Raw genomic sequence first — 21,271 nt, 5'->3', positions numbered from 1 at the left:
CTTTCGAGACCGATCGGTCAAGAACGGATCAGTGGACCTTGTCGAAGAACGACCGGATATCGGCGGCGTGGGCCTCGGGGACGTCCATAGCCAGGAAGTGGTTGCCGGTATTGCCCTCGGGCCAGTGCGCGATGGTGTTGTCGCGGTCGGCCAGGCGGCGCATGAGCGCGGAACCGCCCGCGTAGACACCCACCGGGACCAGCTTCTGGCCTGCGGGCCAGGCGAATCCGTCGTCGCTGAGACCGTCGTACATGGGCCAGGACGAGGTGGCGGCGGTGTTGGTGAACCAGTAGATGCTCGCAGTGGTCAGCAGGTGGTCACGGTCCACGGCATCCTCGAGCTGGTCGGCCAGCGGCGAGAATTCGTTGAACTTGTGGACCAGCCAGGCCAGCAGGCCGACGGGGGAGTCGGTCCAGGCGTGCGCGAAGGTTTGCGGGGCCTGGCGCAGCAGGACGTGATGATTCACGCCGGACTGCCATTTCTGCATGAGGTCCCATTCGGCGCGTTCCTCGGCGGTCATGCTGGGAACATCTGCCGCTGTGGGCAATCCGATGCCACCGTCGATATGGACCCCGACAATGTGCTCGGGATCGGCGATCGCCATCTCCTGCACCACATAGGCGCCCAGGTCCCCACCCTGCACGCCGTAGCGGTCGTAGCCGAGCCGGGCCATCAACTCCACCCACATGCGGGCCACTCGCTTCGGCTTCATTCCCACTTCCTTCGGTGCCTGCGAGAATCCGAAGCCGGGTACTGACGGGATCACCAGATGGAACGACTGCCGCAGCAGCGGAATGGTTTTGGTGAATTCGACAAAGCTGTTGGGCCAACCGTGGGTGAGGATCAGCGGGAGCGCGTCGGGATCCGTCGAGCGGATGTGCAGGAAATGCACGTCCAAGCCGTCGATCTCGGTCAAGAACTGCGGGAATTCATTGAGCGCGGCTTCCTGTGCGCGCCAGTCGAAATCGTTGCGCCAGTACTCGGCCAGGGCCCGCAGATACGCCACCGGCACCCCGCGCTCCCACTCCGTGCCGGGCAACTGTGCCGACCAGCGAGCGCGCATCAGGCGATCCTCGAGATCGTCCAGATCGGACTGTGGGACGGTGATCCGGAAGGGGCGAAGTGCGGTGTTGTTCATAGGGCCACGGTAAGTACTATCTAGGACTGATCTGGTCCTAGTCGAAGCGGAGGGTGGAGTTCATGAGCGATACCCCGGCACGGCTGCTGCGCCTGCTGTCCCTGCTACAGACACCGCGTGAATGGCCCGGAAGTGAGCTGGCAGAACGGCTCGGGGTTACCGACCGCACTGTGCGCCGCGATATCGATCGGCTGCGGGAGTTGGGGTATCCGGTCGAGGCGAGCATGGGGGCGGCCGGTGGGTATCGGCTGGTTGCGGGGGCTGCCATGCCGCCACTGCTGGTGGATGACGAGGAAGCGGTGGCCATCGCGGTCGGGCTGCGGGCGGCAGCGGGGGCGTCTATTGCCGGGATCGAGGAGGCGTCGGTGCGGGCGCTCGCCAAGCTGGAGCAGGTGCTGCCCGCGAAACTGCGGCGGCGCGTGCGCGTGCTGGGGGTCGCCACCGTCACCCCCGGCGCGGGCGCGAATCCCATCGATCCCGAGTTGCTCACCGCTCTCGCCGCCGCGATAACCAATAGGGAGAGGGTGCGTTTCGCCTATCTATCGGCGACGGGCGCCGAATCCCGCCGCAATATCGAGCCGGTGGGATTGGTGCCGCACAAACACCGCTGGTATCTCGTGGGATTCGATCTGGATCGCGACGATTGGCGAGTTTTTCGCGTCGATCGGATCGAGCGGGTGCAGGCGACCGGGGCGCGGTTCGTGGCGCGTGAGCTACCCGCCTCGGATCCCGCCGCCTACGTGGTCGGTCAGCGCACCGACTGGGGGTTGTCGACGCAGCGCTTCCTGGTCGATATCGAGGCGCCCGCGGACAAGGTGATCGGTCGCCTGGGGGAGGGACCGGGAGAGATTGTGGCCCGCGGTGATTCGGCCTGCGTGCTGGATATGCGGCGGGAGGATCTGCCGCTGTGGATCGCGCATCGCCTGTTGGAGTTGGACGTCGAGTTCACGGTCCACGAACCCGAAGAATTGGTCCGGGAAATTCTTCGGATTCGGGACCGGGCCGCTCGGGCGGTTACGCCGCGAGCGCGGCCTGCTGCGGAGTGAGTACGCCGTCGACCATGCGGTAGACGCTGTCCATCTGATCCAGATGGGAAAGGTCATGGGTGACCAGCAAGGTCGACGCTCCGTGCGACCGCACGATATTGACGATCAATTCGATGATGGCCGCGCCGCGTTCCTGATCCAAAGCGCTGGTCGGCTCGTCGATGACCAGCAGCGACGGGTCGTTCATCAGGGCCCGGGCGATGTTCACGCGCTGCCGCTGACCGCCGGAGAGCTGCGCGGGCCGCTTGTTCTCGTGGCCGGAGAGTCCCACCGCGCCCAGCAGATCACGTGCACGGGAACGGGTTTCGCGCCGACGGGCCGGGGAGACGAACCAGGTCTGGCCCAGGTGCACCATGGCCTCGAGCTGTTCGAGGGCCGTCAGCGCGGGCACCAGGTTCGGCTGCTGGAAGACGATGCCGATGGAATCGCGGCGCAGCGTCGCCGCGTCACGGCGGCTCAGACCCGCGAGATCCAGCGTGCCCGAGGGGGTTTCGAGTTCCACCCGGCCCGATTCCGGGCGCAGCAGGGTGGAGACGGTGGCCAGCAGGGTCGACTTGCCCGAGCCGGAAGGTCCGGTGATGGCCGCGATCTCGCCGCCCGCCACCCGCAGGTTCACGTGGTTCAGCGCGGTGATGCGCTCCGCGCCGTCGGGAAAGGTGAGGGTCAGATCGGAGACGGTGAGGGTGTTGGTCATCGCGATGCTCCTGGGGGACAAGGGAACCGTGGTCATCAGCGGGCCTGGTTCAGGGCGGTGAGGGGATCGGTGGTGACGAGGAAGCGCAGGGCGAAGGTCGCGCCGAGCAGGCCGAGGACGATCAGGGCGAGGGCGGGGAACAGGGTGGTGCTCACGCTGAGCACGAAGGGCACCGCGCCACCCATGAATGCGCCTGCCAGTACGGTGATTCCGACTCCCACGCCGACGCCGAGCAGCAACACGATCAGTGCCTGGCTGAGGGCATCGCGGACCAGCGAACCGGTGGTCGCGCCCAGTGCTTTCAGGGTGGCGATATCGGGTGCGCGCTGCACGGTCCACACCGTGAAGAACGCGCCGATCACCAGTGCCGAGATGGCGAACAGCATGACCGTCATGAGGGTCAGCGAGCCGTTCTCGGCCTTGTAGGAGGCCATGGCATTCAGCGAATCCTTGGTGCTGGTCGTGGTGGTGTGCGCGGTCGCGTTCAGCGCGCTCTGATCGCTCACGCCCGAGACCGCGAGGATGGTGGCGGCGCCCGCATGCGGATTGAGGGACTGCCAGTCCGCCAAGGTCATCCACACCACCGGGGTGTGCGCGTACCAGTCGTCGTCGGTGACGCCCTGCACGGTGTAGGACGCGGACCCCAGCTCGACGGTGTCACCGGTCGCGGCCTTCAGGTCCTTGGCGGCGGCCTTGGACAGGATCACCGAACCGGGATCGGTTGCCACACGCTTGCCGAAAGGGGTGCCCTGGACGCCGAACAGCGCCACCTGGGTGGGCGACGCGCCGTTGAGCGTGGCGCGGGTGCGGCTGATGCCGATCGGGTCGACGGTGCCGCCCGCCTGCTGCCAGGACTGCACCTGCTCGGTGCTCAGGGTGGAGGCGTCGAAGGACGGGGACGAGCCGGTGTCGGAGAACACCACGGTGTCGGTGTTCAAAGCCTGGACGGCGGAAATGTTCTGGTGCGCCAGTCCGGCGGTCAGGCCGCTGAGAAAGCTCACCAGCAGCGCGACCAGCGTAACCACCAGGGAAATGAGGAGGAAGCGGCCGCGGGCGGCCCGCAGATCTCGGAGTGCAACGAACATGACTCCACTCTGTCCGCGCGGCGGCCCGAAACCATCGTCGAGCAGGACGGTTGTGCCCCCAGCCAAGGGAGGGTCGGCGTTTCCTACTTTCGATGGATGCCGTGGCAATAGCCGGGCATAAGCTGGTCGCGTGCACCGCTCGCCGCTGACCCCTGTCTTCTCCGCCCTACAGGTGGGCCTGCATGTCATGGTGGTGGCGCTCACCGTCGTGGTCGCCGTGCAGGAGGTCCTCACCGGTTCGCATCCGGCGCTGGTCATCGTGCTCGCGGGCGTCTTCCTCGGCGTCTACTTCACCGGCGGGCGCTTCCGCCGCAACCTGCTCGCGGCCCGCATCTGGCTGGGCCTGCTGACGCTGTTGTGGCTGGGGCTGGTGATCGTCGCGCCGCTGGCCGTCTATCTCGTCTTCGGCCTCTTCTTCCTGTATCTGCATCTGCTGCCGCGCAATTGGGGCCTGCTCGCGGTGCTGGTGACCACGGTGGTGTCGGTGGTCGGGTTCGCCGCGCATCGCGGCTGGACGGTGGCGGGCGTGATCGGCCCGCTGCTGGGCGCACTGGTGGCGGTGGCCATCGGGCTCGGCTACCAGGCGCTGTTCGCGGAGGCCGCCGAGCGGCAGCGGCTCATCGACGAATTGCTCGCCACCAGAAACACTCTCGCCGAGCAGGAACGCACCGCGGGCAAGATGGCCGAGCGGGAGCGGCTCGCGCAGGAGATCCACGACACGGTCGCTCAGGGGCTCAGCAGCATTCAGTTGCTGCTGCACGCCGTCGAACGCGCCGCCCCGGAACATCCGGCGCTGGAGAAGATTCGGTTGGCTCGCGAGACCGCGGCGGACAGCCTGGTCGAAACCCGCCAGCTCATCGCCGAACTCACGCCCGCGCCGCTGGATGGGCAGTCTCTCGCAGGCGCTCTGAACCGCATCGCCGAGCGGGCCGCAGCCCCCGATCTCGACGCCCAGGTGCTCGTCGAGGGCGACCCGCAGCGGCTGCCCATGCCGATCGAGGCCGCGCTGGTGCGCATCACGCAGGGTGCCGTCTCGAATGTGGTGCGGCACGCGCACGCTCAGCGCATGCGCATCACCCTCACCTACGCCGACGACGCCGTGCACCTGGACGTGGTGGACGATGGCGTCGGCATCGAACCGGCGGTGCTGGCCGAATCGCCTTCCGGCAGCTTCGGTCTCAATGCCATGCGCAGTCGCGTCGAGCAACAGGGCGGCACCATGGACGTCGAATCCGAACCCGGACACACCGCCGTCACCGTCTTGTTCCCCTTGGAGGACCAATGATCAGAATCCTCCTCGCCGACGATCACGCCATCGTGCGCGCTGGCCTGCATGCCCTGCTGGATTCCAGCGTCGCCGAAACCGATTCCGACGACATCGAAGTCGTGGGCGAGGTCGCGACCGCCGAAGAATCCGTGGCGTTCTGTGCGACGACCCCCGTCGACCTGGTTCTGATGGATCTGCGCTTCGGTCCCGGCAAGTCCGGTGCGGAGGCCACCGCGGCCCTGCGCGAACTGCCCGACCCGCCGAATGTCTTGGTGGTCACCAACTATGACACCGACGCCGACATCCTCGGCGCGATCGAGGCGGGCGCGGTCGGCTACATCCTCAAGGACACCCCGCCCGCGGAACTGCTGGCCGCCGTCCGGTCCGCCGCCGAGGGTGAGAGTGTGCTGTCGCCGTCAGTGGCCTCGCGCCTGATGACCCGGGTCCGCAAGCCCGACACCACGCTGAGCCCCCGCGAGATCGAGGTGCTGCGCCTGGTCGCCGACGGCCACTCCAACCGGGAGATCGGCAAGCGCCTGTTCCTGTCCGAGACCACCGTCAAATCCCATCTGGTCCACATCTATTCGAAGCTCGGAGTGAAGTCGCGAACCTCCGCCGTGGCCCGGGCTCGCGAGCGCGGGGCCATCTGAGGTCGTAGCGTGACGGGCATGACCTCACTGTCCGATCAGCGCGTGCGCGATTTCCTGAGCGAAGGCACCCGGACCGGGAAGCTGGCGTTCATCGGGGCCGACGGCCGCCCCCTGGTCACCCCGATCTGGTTCGTGCTCGAGGGTGACGAGATCGTCTTCAATACCGCCTCCACCTCGGGCAAGGGCAAGGCGCTCGCCCGCGACCCCCGGGTCACCCTCTGCGTGGACGTGGCCGAGCCGCCGTACTCCTTCGTCCAGGTGCAGGGCGAGGCCTCGGTGTCGGAGGATCTCGACGAACTCGTGCGGACCGCCACCACCATCGGGGCCCGCTATATGGGAGCCGATCGTGCCGAGGAGTTCGGCAAGCGCAACGGGGTGCCGGGCGAACTGGTCGTGCGGCTGAAGCCCACCAAGGTGATCACCAACTTCAAGGTCAGCGATTGAGCTGTGCGAGACTCGGCCGGTGACTGTGCACTTCATCGGGGCCGGGCCGGGGGCGGCTGATCTGCTGACCGTGCGGGCCGTGGAGTTGCTGCGGCGATCGCCGGTCTGCCTGTACGCCGGGACCTACCTGGACCCCGAGGTGCTGGCCTACTGCGCGCCCGAGGCCGAGCTCGTCGATACCCAGAAGCTGGATCTCGACGAGATCATCGGGCACTGCGCGCGGGCGCACGCCGAGGGCAAGGATGTCGCGCGGCTGTGCTCGGGAGATCCGTCCCTATATTCGGCACTCACCGAGCAGAAGCGACGGCTGGACGCGCTCGGGATTGCGTGGGACGTGACGCCCGGGGTTCCGGCTTACGCCGCGGCCGCCGCCCTGTTGGGCGCGGAGCTGACGGTGCCCGAGCAGGTGCAGTCGGTTGTGTTGACTCGCACACACGCGCGTTCGACCGTTATGCCCGAATCGGAGTCGCTGGCCAACTTCGCCCGCACCCGGGCGACCCTGGCATTGCATCTGGCTATCACCCGGATTCGCACCCTCGCACAGGAGCTGATTCCGGACTACGGCGCGGACTGCCCGGTTGCGGTCGTCTATCGCGCGACGCAGCCCGAGCAGCAGGTCCTGCGGGGCACGCTGGCCGACATCGCGGACCGGGTAGAGGCGGCCGACCTGCGGCAAGCCGCCGTGATCCTGGTCGGAAGCGCCCTGGCGGAATCGGTGAACTGCGCGCAGTCGCACCTGTACGATCCTGCACGCGATAGGTCGCAGATCACTGGCTGAATGGCCGAAATGCGATGATAGCTAAGGGCTATGGCCCTTTCTGGTAACGGGTTGCGCGCTGACGGTAGATTGGACCGAGTGTCCGTCACCAGAATCGCGACTGTGACCCGGCAACCGCCGGTGGGTGTGGTCGTGCCCATGTAACAAGATCGGCCAGCTGGGGGGATACCCCAGGGAGTCTCAATTTACGGTGAAGTGAGCCCCGAACACTGGACGCCACGCTGAAGCGGCTGTGGCGTCCTGTTCGGGTTTTCGGCGGGGAACGCTGCGCGTAGTGGCGTTCGGAAGCGAGGTTTGGGTTGAACCGGCTGGATTTCGGCAGCAACGGCGAAGCTGGAAGCGAAATCGCACCGGGGTCGGGCGATCTCTTCCCGCTGTCGCCGGCGCAGCTCGGTATCTGGTACTCCCAGCACCTGGACCCGCAGGTACCGATCAATATCGCTCAGTACATCGAGCTGCGCGGCGAACTCGACATCGAGTTGCTCGAGCGCGCCATGGTGAAGGGCTCCGAGGAGTTCGGGTCGGGCTTCCTGCGCATCGTCGAACGCGACGGTGAGCCCATGCAGATGGTCGACCACTCGCTGGATCGCACCATCTACCACGTCGATCTGAGCGGTGAGGCCGATCCGGCCGCGGCCGCCCAGGAGTGGATGCGCGCGGACTACAGTGCGCCGCTGGATCTGACCCGGGACCGTCTGATCAAGACGGCCATGGTGAAACTGGCCGAGGGCCATTACTACTGGTACGCCCGAATCCACCACATCGTGCTGGACGGCTTCGGCGCTGTGACCTATCTGACCCGGACCGCGGAGCTGTACACCGCCTACGTCCGCGGCGAAGAGCCCGCGCCGCACAAGCTGACCGATCTGCCGACCTTGGTCGAGCAGGAATTCGCCTACCGCGAGTCGAGCCGCTTCAAGGCCGACAAGGAGTACTGGGCCGAGCGGGTCGCCGGGCTCGAGGACGGGACCAGCCTGGCCGGTCGCTCCGCGCCCCCGGCTGCCGTCAACCGGATCGCCACCGGTGCGCTCGACGAGGATCAGGCCTCGCTGCTGGACGCGGCCGTGGCCCGCCACGAAAACTCGCCTGCCGGACTGCTGATCGCGGGTTTCGCCTCCTACCTCGCGCAGTGGACCGGTAGCGAGGACGTCATCCTCAGCCTGCCGGTGACCGCGCGTACGACCGCGATCATGCGTCGCTCCGGCGGTGCCACCTCGAACATCGTGCCGCTGCGCTTGCACGTCGGACACGGCACCACCGTGGCCGAGCTGCTGCAGCAGGTGACGGTCTCGGTGTCCGGCGCCCTGCGCCACCAGCGCTACCGTGCCGAGGACATTCGCCGCGACAGCGCGGGCGACTTCGCCGGCGGCGAGATCGGCTCGCAGTTCTTCGGTCCGTGGGTCAACATCATGTTGTTCCACAACGAGGTCGTGCTGGGCGACCTCACCGGTGAATACAGCGTGCTTTCCACCGGTTCCATCGAGGATCTGGGCGTCAACTTCTACCAGTCGGTGAAGGGCACCCGGAACCACATCGACTTCGAGACCAACCCCAACCTGTACTCCGAGGGCGAGACGCGCAGCCATCACGCGCGGTTCCTGGAGTTCTTCGATCGCTTCCTGGCGGCGGGGGCCGAGCAGACCGTGTGGGGTCTGCCGATCACCACCGAGGACGAGCGCGTCCAGACGCTGCTGGAGTGGAACGAGTCGGGCCACGAGGTGCCGGTCACGACGCTTCCGGCGTTGCTGGACAAGCAGATTCCGCTGACGCCGGACCGGGTCGCCGTCGAGTTCGAGGGTGAGCAGCTCACCTACGCCGAGTTCGGTGCGCGCGTGAATCGCTTGGCCCGGTTCCTGATCGCCGACGGTGTCGGGCCGGAATCGCTGGTGGCCCTGGGCATGCGGCGTTCGCTGGACCTGGTCGTGGGCATGCACGCGGTGCTGCGCGCCGGTGGCGCGTACGTGCCGATCGACCCGGATCATCCGGCCGATCGCACCGCCTACATCCTGGAGTCCGCGGGACCGGTCTGTGTGCTGACCACCGCGCGCGACGAGCTGGAGCTGCCGGAGTCGGTGCGGCGCTTGGAGATCGACGCGCTGGATGTGTCGGCGTTCTCCGACGAGCCGGTGACCGATGCGGATCGCGTCGCCCCGCTGCGCCCGGACAACACCGCCTACGTCATCTACACCTCGGGTTCGACCGGTCGCCCCAAGGGCGTCGCGGTCACCCACCACGCCATCGTCAACCAGGAACTCTGGATGCTCGACGAGTATCCGATGACCGCCGACGATGTGTACCTGCAGAAGACGGCCACCACCTTCGACGTGTCGCTGTGGGGCTACTTCATGCCCCTGCTGGTGGGCGCGAAGCTGATTGTGGCCACCCCGGACGGGCACCGCGATCCGTTGTATGTGGCCGAGATGATCGAGCGCCACGGCGTCACGGTCACCGACTTCGTGCCGTCCATGCTTACGGTGTTCGTCTCGCACGCGACGCGGGCCCAATGTGCCTCGCTGCGCTACGTTTTCGTGATCGGTGAGGCGCTGCCGCCGGAGACCGGCGCGGGCTTCCGCCAGATCACCGACGCGGGGCTGCACAACCTGTACGGGCCGACCGAGGCCGCGGTTTCGGTGACCTACTGGGAGAACACGGCCGCCGACACCGTCACGGTGCCGATCGGTCTGCCCGAGTGGAATGTCGAAGTCTACGTACTGGATTCGCGCCTGCGGCCCGCCGCCGTCGGTGCCTCGGGTGAGCTCTATCTTGCGGGCCGTCAGCTGGCGCGCGGATACAAGGGGCGTCCGGATCTGACCTCGGATCGGTTCGTGGCCAACCCGTTCGGGTCCGGCGAGCGTATGTACCGCACCGGTGACCTGGTGCGCTGGAATGAGTCCGGCGCGCTGGAGTACATCGGCCGCACCGACTTCCAGGTCAAGTTCCGTGGCCAGCGCATCGAGCTGGGCGAGATCGAGACCGATCTGCTCGCGCATCCGGCCGTCAGCCAGGCCGCCGTGCTGGTGATGGATACCGCCACCGGTCAGCAGTTGGTCGCCTATGTGGTGCCCAAGCCCGGCCAGTCGGTGGAGCCGGTCGAGCTGACCCGTTTCGTCGCCGAGAAGCTGCCGACCTACATGGTCCCAGCATCGATCATGGTGCTGGACGCGTTCCCGCTCAACACTTCCGGCAAGCTGGACCGCAAGGCCCTGCCGGACCCGGTGTTCAGCGCCGATGCCGCCGGTTACCGGGCCCCGCGCACCGCCGCCGAGGAGATCGTGGCGGGTGTGTTCGCCGATGTTCTCGGCCACGAGCGGGTCGGTGTCGACGACAACTTCTTCGATCTGGGTGGTAACTCGCTGGTCGCGACCCAGGTGGTGGCCCGTATTTCGGCCGCGTTCAGCACCCGGCTGGGTGTGCGCGCGCTGTTCGAGAGCCCGACCGTCGCCGGTCTGGCCGCGCGGGTGGAAGCCGAAGGGCCGTCGGATGTTTCGGCGCGGCCGCCGCTGGTCGCGCAGCAGCGTCCGGAGCGGGTGCCGCTCTCGCTCGCGCAGCAGCGCATGTGGTTCCTCAACCAGTTCGACCCGAACGTGCCGACCTACAACCTGCCGTTCGTGGTCCGGTTGCGCGGCGAGGTCGATGTCGACGCGTTGCAGCTGGCGTTGAGCGATGTGGTCGCGCGCCAGGAATCGCTGCGCACCATCTTCCCCGAGTCCGGGGACGGCGGTTTCCAGCGCGTACTGCCCATGTCCGAGGTGGAACTGGGTATCGAGGTCGCCGATCTCGCCGAGGCCGAATTGCCCGCCGCGCTGGCGGAATTCGCCTCCACCGGGTTCGACGTGTCGACCGAGCTGCCGATTCGGGTGCGGGTCTTTCGACTCGCGAACGAGCCGGGCGATGTAGATCTCGCGGTCGCCTTCGTCGTGCATCACATTGCGGCGGACGGCTTCTCGTTCGGTCCGCTCTCGCGCGACATGACCGCCGCCTACCTGGCGCGCGTGGCCGGTCAGGAGCCCGCGTGGGCTCCGCTGCCGGTGCAGTACCAGGACTTCAGCATCTGGCAGCGCGAGGTGCTCGGCGCGGAAGCCGACGCCGAGTCCATGGCCGCGCGCCAGATCACGCACTGGCGTGAGAGTTTGGCCGGTCTGCCGGATCAGCTGGACCTGCCCGCCGATCGCCCGCGCCCGCCGGTGCAGAGCTTCCACGGTTCGCGCGTCACCTTCGAGATCCCGGCGGAACTGCACACCCGGCTCGCGGGTCTGGCTCGCGCCCAGGGTGTTTCGCTGTTCATGGTCATGCACTCCGCGCTCGCGGTGCTGCTGGCCCGGCTCTCGGGCACCTCCGATATCGCCATCGGCACCCCGGTCGCCGGTCGTGGCGAGCAGGCGCTCGACGACCTGATCGGCATGTTCGTCAACACCCTGGTGCTGCGGTCGGAAGTGGATGGGGCGGAACGCTTCACCGATTTCCTGGCCCGCACCCGGGAGACCGACCTCGCGGCCTTCGCCAACACCGATGTCCCGTTCGAGCGGCTGGTCGAGGTCATCAACCCGACCCGTTCGCAGGCCCGGCATCCGTTGTTCCAGGTCATGCTGTCGTTCCAGGAGATGTCGCACGGCTCCATGGAGCTGCCCGGCCTCACCGTCTCCGCGGACGAGCTCGAGGTCGACATCGCCAAGTTCGACCTGCAGTGGACGTTGACCGAACAGCGCGATCTGGTGGGTGCGCCCGCCGGGCTGTCGGTGGTGTTGTCGTATGCCACCGATCTGTTCGATGCCAGCACCGTCACCGAGTTCGGGCAGCGCTACCTGCGCGTGCTGGAGACCGCCGTCGCCGCACCGCAGACCGTGGTGCGCGATATCGATGTGCTCGGGGCCGGTGAGCGTGAGACCGTGCTGCACGCCTGGAATCACACCGAGCGTGAGCTACCCGCCGCGGCAACGGTTCTCGACCTGTTCGAGCAGCAGGTCCGGATCCGCCCGCAGGCCACCGCCCTGATCTTCGATCCGGGCGAGCGCAGCGGCAGCATGTTCGGCCCGGCCGAAGAGCTGTCCTACGCCGAGTTCTCGGGTCGCGTGAATCGCCTGGCCCGCAAGCTCATCGACGAGGGTGTCGGCCCGGAGTCGCTGGTGGCGGTCGGTATCCGCCGCTCGATCGACATGCTGGTCGCCATCTACGCGACGCTCACCGCCGGTGGCGGGTACGTGCCGATCGACCCGGATCACCCGGCCGAGCGCACCGACTACGTGCTGCGCACCGCCGAGCCGGTGGTGCTGCTGACCACCGCGCTGGATGCGGTGGAGACCTCGGATTGCCCGGTGCTGCACCTGGATTCGCTGGATCTCGGTGAGTACAGCGACGCCCCGGTCACCGATGCGGACCGGCTGGCCCCGCTGCGGCCGACCAATGCCGCCTATGTGCTGTTCACCTCCGGCTCGACCGGCCGCCCCAAGGGTGTGGCCGTGCCGCACGCCGCGGTGCTCAACCAGATCGCCTGGATCACCGGCGAATACGACATCGACGACACCGATGTGATCCTGCAGAAGACGCCGGTCACCTTCGACGTCTCGGTGTGGGAGCTGTTCGGTTCGCTGGCCGTGGGCGCGCAGCAGGTCATCGCCGCGCCGGACGGTCACCGCGATCCGATGTACCTCTCGGAGGTCATCGGACGGCACCGGGTCACCATGACCTCGTTCGTGCCGTCCATGCTGAGCGTCTTCGCCTCCAGCGCCTCGGCCGCCGAATGCCTGTCCCTGCGTGCGGTTCTCGTCGCCGGTGAGGCGCTGCCGCCCGCCACCGTGACGGCCTTCCGCCGCTTCTCCACCGCGGCCGTGCACAACCTGTACGGCCCGACCGAGTTCACCGTGCACGCCACCTACGCGCCCATCGACGCGCCCGTGGTCACCTCGGTGCCCATCGGCCGCCCGGTGTGGAACGCGCAGACCTACGTGCTGGACGAGGGTCTGCGCCCGGTGCCCGCCGGCGTCCCCGGTGAGCTGTACCTCGGTGGTGCCCAGGTGGCGCGCGGCTACTTCGGCCGCCCGGACCTGACCGCCGAGCGGTTCGTCGCCAACCCGTACGGCGAGCCGGGTACCCGGCTCTACCGCACCGGTGACCTGGTGCGCTGGAACCACAACAACCCCGGCGTCATCGACTACATCGGCCGCACCGACTTCCAGGTGAAGTTCCGCGGTCAGCGCATCGAGCTCGGTGAGATCGAGACCGCGCTGCTGGATCACCCCAAGGTGCAGCAGGCCGTGGTGCTGGTCATCGACACGGTCGCCGGTGATCAGCTGGTCGCCTACATCGTGACCCGCGGCCCGGTGGACCTGGACGGGGTCAAGACCTCGCTGCAGCGCACTCTGCCCGCGTACATGGTGCCGGGTTCGATCATGGTGCTGGACGCGTTCCCGGTGAACGCGTCGGGCAAGCTGGATCGCCGCGCGCTGCCCGCGCCGCGCTTCGAGGTGCGCGAATTCCGTGCTCCGACAACGCCGATCGAGGAGATCGTCGCCCAGATCTTCGGCGAGGTGCTCGGCATCGCGCGGGTCGGCGTGGACGACGACTTCTTCGAGCTGGGTGGCAACTCGCTGATCGCCACCCAGGTGGCGACGCGACTGGGTACCGCGCTCGATACCCGTGTCCCGGTGCGCATGCTGTTCGAGGCCGCGACCGTGGAAGCGCTTGCGGCGCGCGTGGAATCGCATGTCGGCGACGGTGGCCGCAAGGCCCTGGTCGCCCGCGAGCGGCCCAGCGAGGTACCGCTTTCCCTTGCGCAGCAGCGCATGTGGTTCCTCAACCGCTTCGACACCGCCTCGGCCGTCAACAACATCCCGGTGGCCATCCGCCTGTCGGGTGAGCTGGATATCGCGGCCCTGCAGGTCGCGGTCATCGACGTCATCGACCGGCACGAGTCGCTGCGCACCGTCTTCCCGGAGACCGTGCACGGCCCGGTACAGCGGGTGTTGGACGCCGCGCAGATCGTGCCGGACCTGACGCCGGTGCCGGTCACCGACGCCAACCTCATCGATCACCTGGTCGAGCTCGCCACCATGGCCTTCGACGTAACCGACGAAGTGCCCTTGCACGCGGCGCTTTTCGAGCTCAGCGAGACCGAGTACATCCTGGGCATGGTGGTCCACCACATCAGCGCCGACGGCTGGTCGATGGGCCCGCTGGCCCGCGATGTCATGGTCGCCTACGCCGCGCGCACCTCGTGGGAGGCTCCGGCGTGGGCGGAACTGCCGGTGCAGTACGCCGACTATGCGCTGTGGCAGCGCGAGGTGCTCGGCTCCGAGGAAGATCCGGAGTCGTTGATCGCCAAGCAGATCCGTTACTGGGCCGACGCCCTGGCCGATCTGCCCGACGAGCTGGTGTTGCCCGCCGACCGGCCCCGTCCGGCGGTGGCCAGCTACCAGGGTGGCACCTACCCGTTCGCCATCTCGGCCGAAACCCAGCAGGCGCTGGTGGATTTGGGCCGTCGCCACAACGCCTCGCTGTTCATGGTCATGCACTCCGCTTTGGCGGTGCTGCTGGCGCGGCTCTCGGGTACCTCCGATATCGCGATCGGCACCCCGGTGCACGGTCGTGGTGAGGCCGCGCTCGACGACCTGATCGGCATGTTCGTCAACACCCTGGTGCTGCGCACCGAGGTGGACGGTTCCGAGACCTTCGCCGATCTGCTGGCCCGCTCCCGCGACGCCGACCTGCATGCCTTCGCGCACGCGGACGTGCCGTTCGAGCGGCTCGTCGAGGTGCTCAACCCGTCGCGTTCGCAGTCGCGACACCCGCTGTTCCAGGTCATGCTGACCTTCCAGAACACCCGCCAGGCCAGCCTGGAACTGCCCGGGCTGTCGGTCAACGGCATCGACTACGACGCGCGACTGGCGAAGTTCGACCTGCAGCTGACGTTGCAGGAGGCGCAGGACGACCGCGGGGAGAACGCGGGCATGTCCGCCGAGATCTCCTACGCGCTGGACCTTTTCGACGAGTCGACCGTCGCCGCCTTCGCGCACCGGCTGGATCTGATCCTGGCCGCCGTGGTCGAGAACCCGGAGCTGCCGCTCGGCGATATCGATCTGCTGGTCGCCGACGAGCGCGAGCAGGTCCTCGACGAGTGGAACGACACCTCGTTCAACCTCGCCTCGGTGCTGCCCGCGCTGCCGGAAGGCGAAGCCGCGACCCTGGTTTCGCTCTTCGAGGCACAGGCGCTGACCAGCCCTGATGCGCCTGCCGTCGAATTCGAGGGGACAAGTCTGTCCTACGCCGAGTTCTCGGCGCGGGTGCACAAGCTGGCCCGCAAGCTCATCGCGCAGGGTGTGGGCGCGGAATCGCATGTGGCGCTGGCCATCCGGCGTTCGCTGGATCTGGTCGTGGCCATGTATGCCGTGCTGGAGGCCGGTGGCGCGTACGTGCCGCTGGATCCGGATCAGCCGGGTGAGCGCATCGACTACGTGCTCGACACCGCGCGCCCGGTCGCGATCCTGACCACGGGCCGCGACGACTTCGTCACCGGCCGCAATGTGCCGGTGCTCGAGGTGGATTCGCTCAACCTGGACGCCTACTCCGACGCGCCGATCACGGATGCCGAACGGGGCGCGGCGATCCGGCCCGAGCACACCGCCTACGTCATCTTCACCTCCGGTTCGACCGGCCGCCCCAAGGGTGTGGCCGTCGAGCACGCGGCGATCGTGAACCGTCTGCTGTGGATGCAGCACGAGTACCCGATCGACGCGAACGACGCTGTGCTGCAGAAGACCCCGGCCACCTTCGACGTGTCGGTGTGGGAGTTCTTCTGGCCCTTGCAGACCGGTGCGCGCCTGGTCGTCGCCAAGCCGGACGGCCACCGCGACCCGGTGTACCTGGCGCAGGTCATCGCGGAGACCGGCATCACCACCGCGCACTTCGTGCCGTCGATGCTGTCGGTCTTCGTCGCCACCCTCGGTAACGAGAACGGCGACTCCTCGCTGCCCGCACCGCGTTTGCGGCAGGTCTTCGCCTCCGGTGAGGCGCTGCCCGCGCCGACCGCGCAGAAGCTGCGCGAGCTGACCGGGGCCCGGCTGCACAACCTGTACGGCCCTACCGAGGCCGCGGTCGATGTCACCTACCACGAGGTAGTCGACACCGACACCGTGTTCGTGCCGATCGGCCGCCCGGTCTGGAACACCGAGACCTACGTGCTCGACGCGCGCTTGCACCCGGTCGCGCCGGGTGTCGCGGGTGAGCTCTATCTCGCGGGCGACCAGCTGGCCCGCGGCTACCTCGGCCGCCCGGACCTGTCCGCGGACCGGTTCGTCGCCAACCCGTTCGTCGGCGGCGACCGCATGTACCGCACGGGTGACCTGGTCACCTGGACCGCCGAGGGTGAACTGAACTACCTGGGCCGCACCGACTTCCAGGTCAAGCTGCGCGGTCTGCGCATCGAGCTGGGCGAGATCGAGGCGGCGCTGCTGGCGCAGCCGAACATCGCGCAGTCCGTCGTGGTGGTCCGCACCGACGCGCACGCCGGTGACCAGCTCGTCGGTTACGTGGTCCGCGAGCCGGAGTCGGTCGTCGACCTCGACGCCGTCAAGATCGCCGTGGGCTCGTCGCTGCCGGGCTACATGGTGCCGGCCGCGATCGTGGTGCTGGACGCGTTCCCGGTGAACGCCTCCGGCAAGCTGGATCGCAAGGCGCTGCCCGCTCCGGTGTTCGAGGCCAAGCGCTTCCGCGCCCCCGCGACCCCGATCGAGGAGATCATCGCGCAGATCTTCGCCGATCTGCTCGGCGTCGAGCGGGTCGGCGTGGACGACGACTTCTTCGAGCTGGGCGGCAACTCGCTGGTCGCCACCCAGGTCGTGGCGCGGCTCTCGGCCGCGTTGAGCGCCGAGATCGGCGTGCGTGCGCTGTTCGAGGCGCCGACCGTGGCCTCGCTGGCCGCGCGGGTGGAGTCGCACGCGGGAACCGGTGTGCGCCAGGCGCTCACCGTGCAGACGCGGCCGGAGTACCCGCCGCTGTCGCTGGCCCAGCAGCGCATGTGGTTCCTCAACCGGTTCGATCCGGAGTCGGCCGCGAACAACATCCCGGCCGCCGTGAGGCTCACGGGCGCACTGGATCTCGACGCCATGCGCGGCGCGATCACGGACGTGATCGCCCGTCACGAATCGCTGCGCACGATCTACCCGTCGCACGAGGGCGTCGCCTACCAGAAGGTGCTGCCGACCGGCCGTGCCGTGCCGGAGCTCGAGGTCCTCGACGTCACCGACGGCGAATTGTTCGCCGCCGTCTACGCTTTCGCCGCCCAGGGCTTCGACGTCACCACCGAGACCGCGGTTCGCCTGCGGGCCTACCGGCTCTCGGCCGACGATCACGTCCTGGTCTTGGTGGCCCACCACATCGCCGCCGACGGTTTCTCGATGAACCCGCTGGTGCGCGACCTCATGACCGCCTACATCGCGCGCAGCCAGGGCGAGACCCCCGGCTGGACCGAATTGCCGGTGCAGTACGCGGATTACGCGCTGTGGCAGCGCGAAACGCTGGGCTCGGAAGAGGATCCGCGGTCGCTCATCACCGAGCAGCTGGACTACTGGTCCTCGACGCTGGCGGGCCTGCCGGACGAGCTGCGCCTGTCGGCCAAGCCGCGCCCGGCCGTCGCCTCCTACGACGCGGGCACCCACCGCTTCCAGGTGCCGGGCGAGCTCATCGCCGGACTGAACCGGGTCGCGCAGAGCAATGCCACCACCCTGTTCATGGTGGTGCACAGCGCCTTCGCCGCCCTGCTGGCGCGGTTGAGCGGCACCGATGACATCGCCGTCGGTATTCCGGTGGCGGGTCGTGGCGAGCAGGCGCTCGACGATCTCGTCGGCATGTTCGTCAACACCCTGGTGCTGCGTTCGCCGGTGGACACCGGCGCGAGCCTCACCGAACTGCTGAAGACCGTGCGCGAGCGCGATCTGCAGGCGTTCGCGCACGCCGACGTGCCCTTCGAGCGACTCGTCGAGGTGCTCAACCCGGCCCGCTCGCAGGCGCGTCACCCGTTGTTCCAGGTCATGCTGTCGTTCCAGAACCTCGGCCGTACTTCGCTGGAACTTCCGGGGCTGAGCGTGTCCGAGCTGGCGGTGGATCAGCAGTCGGCCAAGTTCGACCTGCAGCTCACGCTGAGCGAGGTTGTCGACGGCGACTCGACCATGGACGCCGAACTCGTCTACGCGACGGATCTTTTCGACGCGCAGTACGCGGATGTCTTCGCACAGCGCTTCGTCGGCATGCTCACCGCGGTGGCCGCCGACCCGACCCAGCTGGTCGGCGAGGTCGAGCTGCTCAGCGACTGCGAGCGGCGCAAGCTGCTGGTCGGCTGGAACGAGACGGCCTTCGAGCTGGACGCCGCGCTGCCCGAGGTCACCGAAGGCGCTGCGGCAACACTGGTTTCGCTGTTCGAGGCGCAGGTGGCACTCACTCCCGACGCGACCGCGGTCACGTACGAGGGGACGAGTCTGTCCTATGCCGAGTTCGCGGCGCGGGTCCGCAAGCTCGCGCGCTGGCTGATCGCCGAGGGCGTCGGACCGGAATCGTTTGTGGCGCTGGGTATGCGCCGCTCCATCGACCTCGTCGCGGGCATGTACGCGGTCACCGTCGCCGGTGGCGCGTACGTGCCGCTGGATCCGGATCACCCGGCCGAGCGCACCCAGTACATCCTCGAGACCGCGCAGCCGGTCTGCGTGCTGACTTCCGGTGATGACCTGGAAGGTGTCGACGCACGCCAGGTTCGGATCGACGAGCTGGATCTGTCCGGCTTCGACGATGTCCCGGTCACCGATGCCGAGCGGCTGTCGCCGTTGCGGCCGGGCAATACCGCGTACGTGATCTTCACGTCCGGTTCCACCGGTCGCCCGAAGGGTGTCGCGGTCTCGCACGCCGCGATCGTGAACCGTCTCGTCTGGATGCACGCCCAGTACGGGCTGGCCGCCTACGACGTGGTGCTGCAGAAGACCCCGTCGACGTTCGACGTGTCGGTGTGGGAGTTCTTCTGGCCCTTGCAGGTCGGTGCCCGCCTGGTGGTCGCGAAGCCGGACGGCCACCGCGATCCCGCCTACCTGGCCGAGATCATCGTCCGCGAGGGCGTGACGGTCACCCACTTCGTGCCGTCCATGCTGGCGGTCTTCGTGGCCGAACCCGCCGCGGCCGAATGCGTCAGCCTGACCAATGTCTTCGCCTCCGGTGAGGGTCTGCCCGCGCCGACCGCGCAGAAGCTGCGGCAGCTGACCGGTGCGCGCCTGCACAACCTGTACGGCCCGACCGAGGCCGCCGTCGACGTGACCTATCACGAGGTCACCGATGCCGACCTGGCGTCGGTGCCGATCGGTGCGCCGGTCTTCAACACCCAGGTGTACGCGCTGGATTCGCGGTTGAAGCCGGTTCCGGTGGGTGTCGCGGGTGAGCTGTACCTGGCGGGCGATCAGCTCGCCACCGGGTACGTGGCGCGTCCGGATCTGACCGCGGATCGCTTCGTGGCCAACCCGTTCGGCGACGGTGCGCGCATGTACCGCACCGGTGACCTCGTCACCTGGACCGGTCATGGCGAGCTGGAGTACCTGGGCCGCACCGACTTCCAGGTGAAGCTGCGTGGTCTGCGCATCGAGCTGGGTGAGATCGAGTCGGCGCTGACCGCGCTGCCGTCGGTCGCGCAGTCGGTGGTCGTGGTCCGTCACGACGAGCGCACCGGCGATCAGCTGGTCGCCTACCTCGTCGCCGCCGACGGCCAGATCGATGTCGATGCCGTGAAGGAGACTGTCTCCGAACAGCTTCCGGCCTACATGGTTCCGGCCGCGTTCATGGTGCTGGACGCCTTCCCGCTCAATGCCTCGGGCAAGCTGGATCGTAAGCAGCTGCCCGCGCCGACCTTCGCGGCTCGCACGTACCGTGCCCCGGAAACGCCGGTGCAGCAGACGGTCGCGGGCACCATCGCCGACGTCCTCGGCCTGGAGCTGGTCGGCCTGGACGACGACTTCTTCGAGCTCGGCGGCAACTCGCTGATCGCCACCCAGGTGATCGCGCGCCTGTCGGCCGCGCTCGACGCCGACATTCCGCTGCGCACGCTGTTCGAAGCGACCACGGTGGTTTCGCTTGCCGCGCAGCTGGAGTCGCGTGTCGGTACCGGTGCGCGTGCGGCGCTGGTCGCGCAGGAGCGGCCGGAGCTGGTGCCGCTGTCGCTGGCGCAGCAGCGGATGTGGTTCCTCAACCGCTTCGACAGCCGCACCGCGGTCAACAACATTCCGGTGGCTTTGAAGCTCACCGGCACCGTCGATCTCGACGCCTTCCGCGCCGCCATCGGCGATGTGCTGGCGCGGCACGAGTCGCTGCGGACGGTCTACCCCGAGGTCGAGGGCGACGGCTACCAGCGGATTCTGCCGGTGTCCGAGGTGGACTTCGAGGTCGGTGCCGAGCCGGTCACCGCGGGCGGGCTCACCGCCCGCATCGTGCAGCTCGCGAGCGTCCACTTCGACGTCACCCGCGAACTGCCCTTCCGTGCGACGGTCCTCAGCCTGAGCGACACCGAGCACGTGGTCGTGCTGGTGCTGCACCACATCTCCGCCGACGGTGCATCGCTGCGCCCGCTGCTGCGGGATGTGGTGGCCGCCTACCTGTCCCGCGCCGAGGGCGAGGCTCCGGCCTGGTCGCCGCTGCCGGTGCAGTACGCCGACTACACGCTGTGGCAGCGCGAGATCCTCGGTGCGGAAACCGATTCCGAGTCGATCGCCGCCGAGCAGATCGCCTACTGGAGCACCCAGCTGGCGGATCTGCCCGAGCAGATCGAGCTGCCCGCCGATCGGACGCGTCCGGAGATCGCCACCAATGCCGGTGGCACGCATGACTTCTCGATCGATGCCGAGCTGCACCGCGCCCTGACCGGCGTGGCCCGCGAGCACGACGTCACCCTGTTCATGCTGGTGCACGCGGCACTGGCGACCTGGGCTTCGCGTCTGTCGCGTGCCACCGATATCGCCATCGGCACCCCGATCGCGGGTCGTGGCGAGCGTGCGGTGGACGACCTGGTCGGCATGTTCGTCAACACCCTGGTGCTGCGCAGCGAGGTCATGCCGGACACCGCATTCCGCGACCTGCTCGCGCAGGTGCGGCGCACCGACCTGGCCGCTTTCGCGCACGCCGACGTGCCGTTCGAGCGGCTCGTGGATGTGC

9 protein-coding genes are annotated in these 21,271 nt (G+C 68.2%); 6 read left to right on the top strand and 3 right to left on the bottom strand.

Features of this window, described 5'->3' with window-relative positions:
* Positions 1 to 28 precede the first annotated feature (28 nt).
* Positions 29 to 1,138: an epoxide hydrolase family protein gene (locus ACYVN4_RS26345; protein ID WP_460724697.1), complete on the bottom strand. Its 1,110-nt coding sequence runs from the start codon at positions 1,136 to 1,138 to the stop codon at positions 29 to 31.
* A gap of 62 nt (positions 1,139 to 1,200) precedes the next feature.
* Here ACYVN4_RS26345 and ACYVN4_RS26340 point away from each other — a divergent pair, with 62 nt between their 5' ends.
* Entirely contained in the window at positions 1,201 to 2,184 is a 984-nt protein-coding gene (locus tag ACYVN4_RS26340; protein ID WP_460724696.1) for a helix-turn-helix transcriptional regulator, read from the top strand.
* Here the strand turns inward: ACYVN4_RS26340 and ACYVN4_RS26335 are convergent.
* Positions 2,153 to 2,878 carry an ABC transporter ATP-binding protein gene (locus ACYVN4_RS26335; protein ID WP_460724695.1) on the bottom strand — a complete coding sequence of 242 codons (726 nt, stop codon included), beginning with the start codon at positions 2,876 to 2,878 and terminating at the stop codon, positions 2,153 to 2,155. The genes ACYVN4_RS26340 and ACYVN4_RS26335 overlap by 32 nt on opposite strands.
* A 35-nt stretch (positions 2,879 to 2,913) precedes the next feature.
* Positions 2,914 to 3,963, bottom strand: a complete 1,050-nt coding sequence (locus ACYVN4_RS26330; protein WP_460724694.1) for an ABC transporter permease — start codon at positions 3,961 to 3,963, stop codon at positions 2,914 to 2,916.
* Between the two features lie 130 nt (positions 3,964 to 4,093).
* Between ACYVN4_RS26330 and ACYVN4_RS26325 the strand changes: the two genes are divergently transcribed.
* The 5 genes from ACYVN4_RS26325 to ACYVN4_RS26305 all read left to right on the top strand — a co-directional run.
* Positions 4,094 to 5,248: a sensor histidine kinase gene (locus tag ACYVN4_RS26325; protein WP_460724693.1), complete on the top strand. Its 1,155-nt coding sequence runs from the start codon at positions 4,094 to 4,096 to the stop codon at positions 5,246 to 5,248.
* Positions 5,245 to 5,880: a LuxR C-terminal-related transcriptional regulator gene (locus ACYVN4_RS26320; protein ID WP_460724692.1), complete on the top strand. Its 636-nt coding sequence runs from the start codon at positions 5,245 to 5,247 to the stop codon at positions 5,878 to 5,880. Before ACYVN4_RS26325 ends, ACYVN4_RS26320 begins: the two co-directional genes overlap by 4 nt.
* A gap of 18 nt (positions 5,881 to 5,898) precedes the next feature.
* Positions 5,899 to 6,324, top strand: a complete 426-nt coding sequence (locus ACYVN4_RS26315; RefSeq protein WP_460724691.1) for a PPOX class F420-dependent oxidoreductase — start codon at positions 5,899 to 5,901, stop codon at positions 6,322 to 6,324.
* Positions 6,325 to 6,343: 19 nt separating this feature from the next.
* Positions 6,344 to 7,102 (top strand): precorrin-4 C(11)-methyltransferase, encoded by a 759-nt coding sequence (gene cobM, locus ACYVN4_RS26310; RefSeq protein ID WP_460724690.1) that lies wholly within the window; start codon positions 6,344 to 6,346, stop codon positions 7,100 to 7,102.
* A gap of 299 nt (positions 7,103 to 7,401) precedes the next feature.
* Positions 7,402 to 21,271 (top strand): amino acid adenylation domain-containing protein (locus ACYVN4_RS26305; protein ID WP_460724689.1); only part of this gene is annotated, 13,870 nt, incomplete at its 3' end.

Source organism: Nocardia heshunensis (assembly GCF_054782115.1).
Note: the sequence above shows the minus strand (reverse complement) of the source record. Positions and strands in the feature narration are given on the sequence as shown.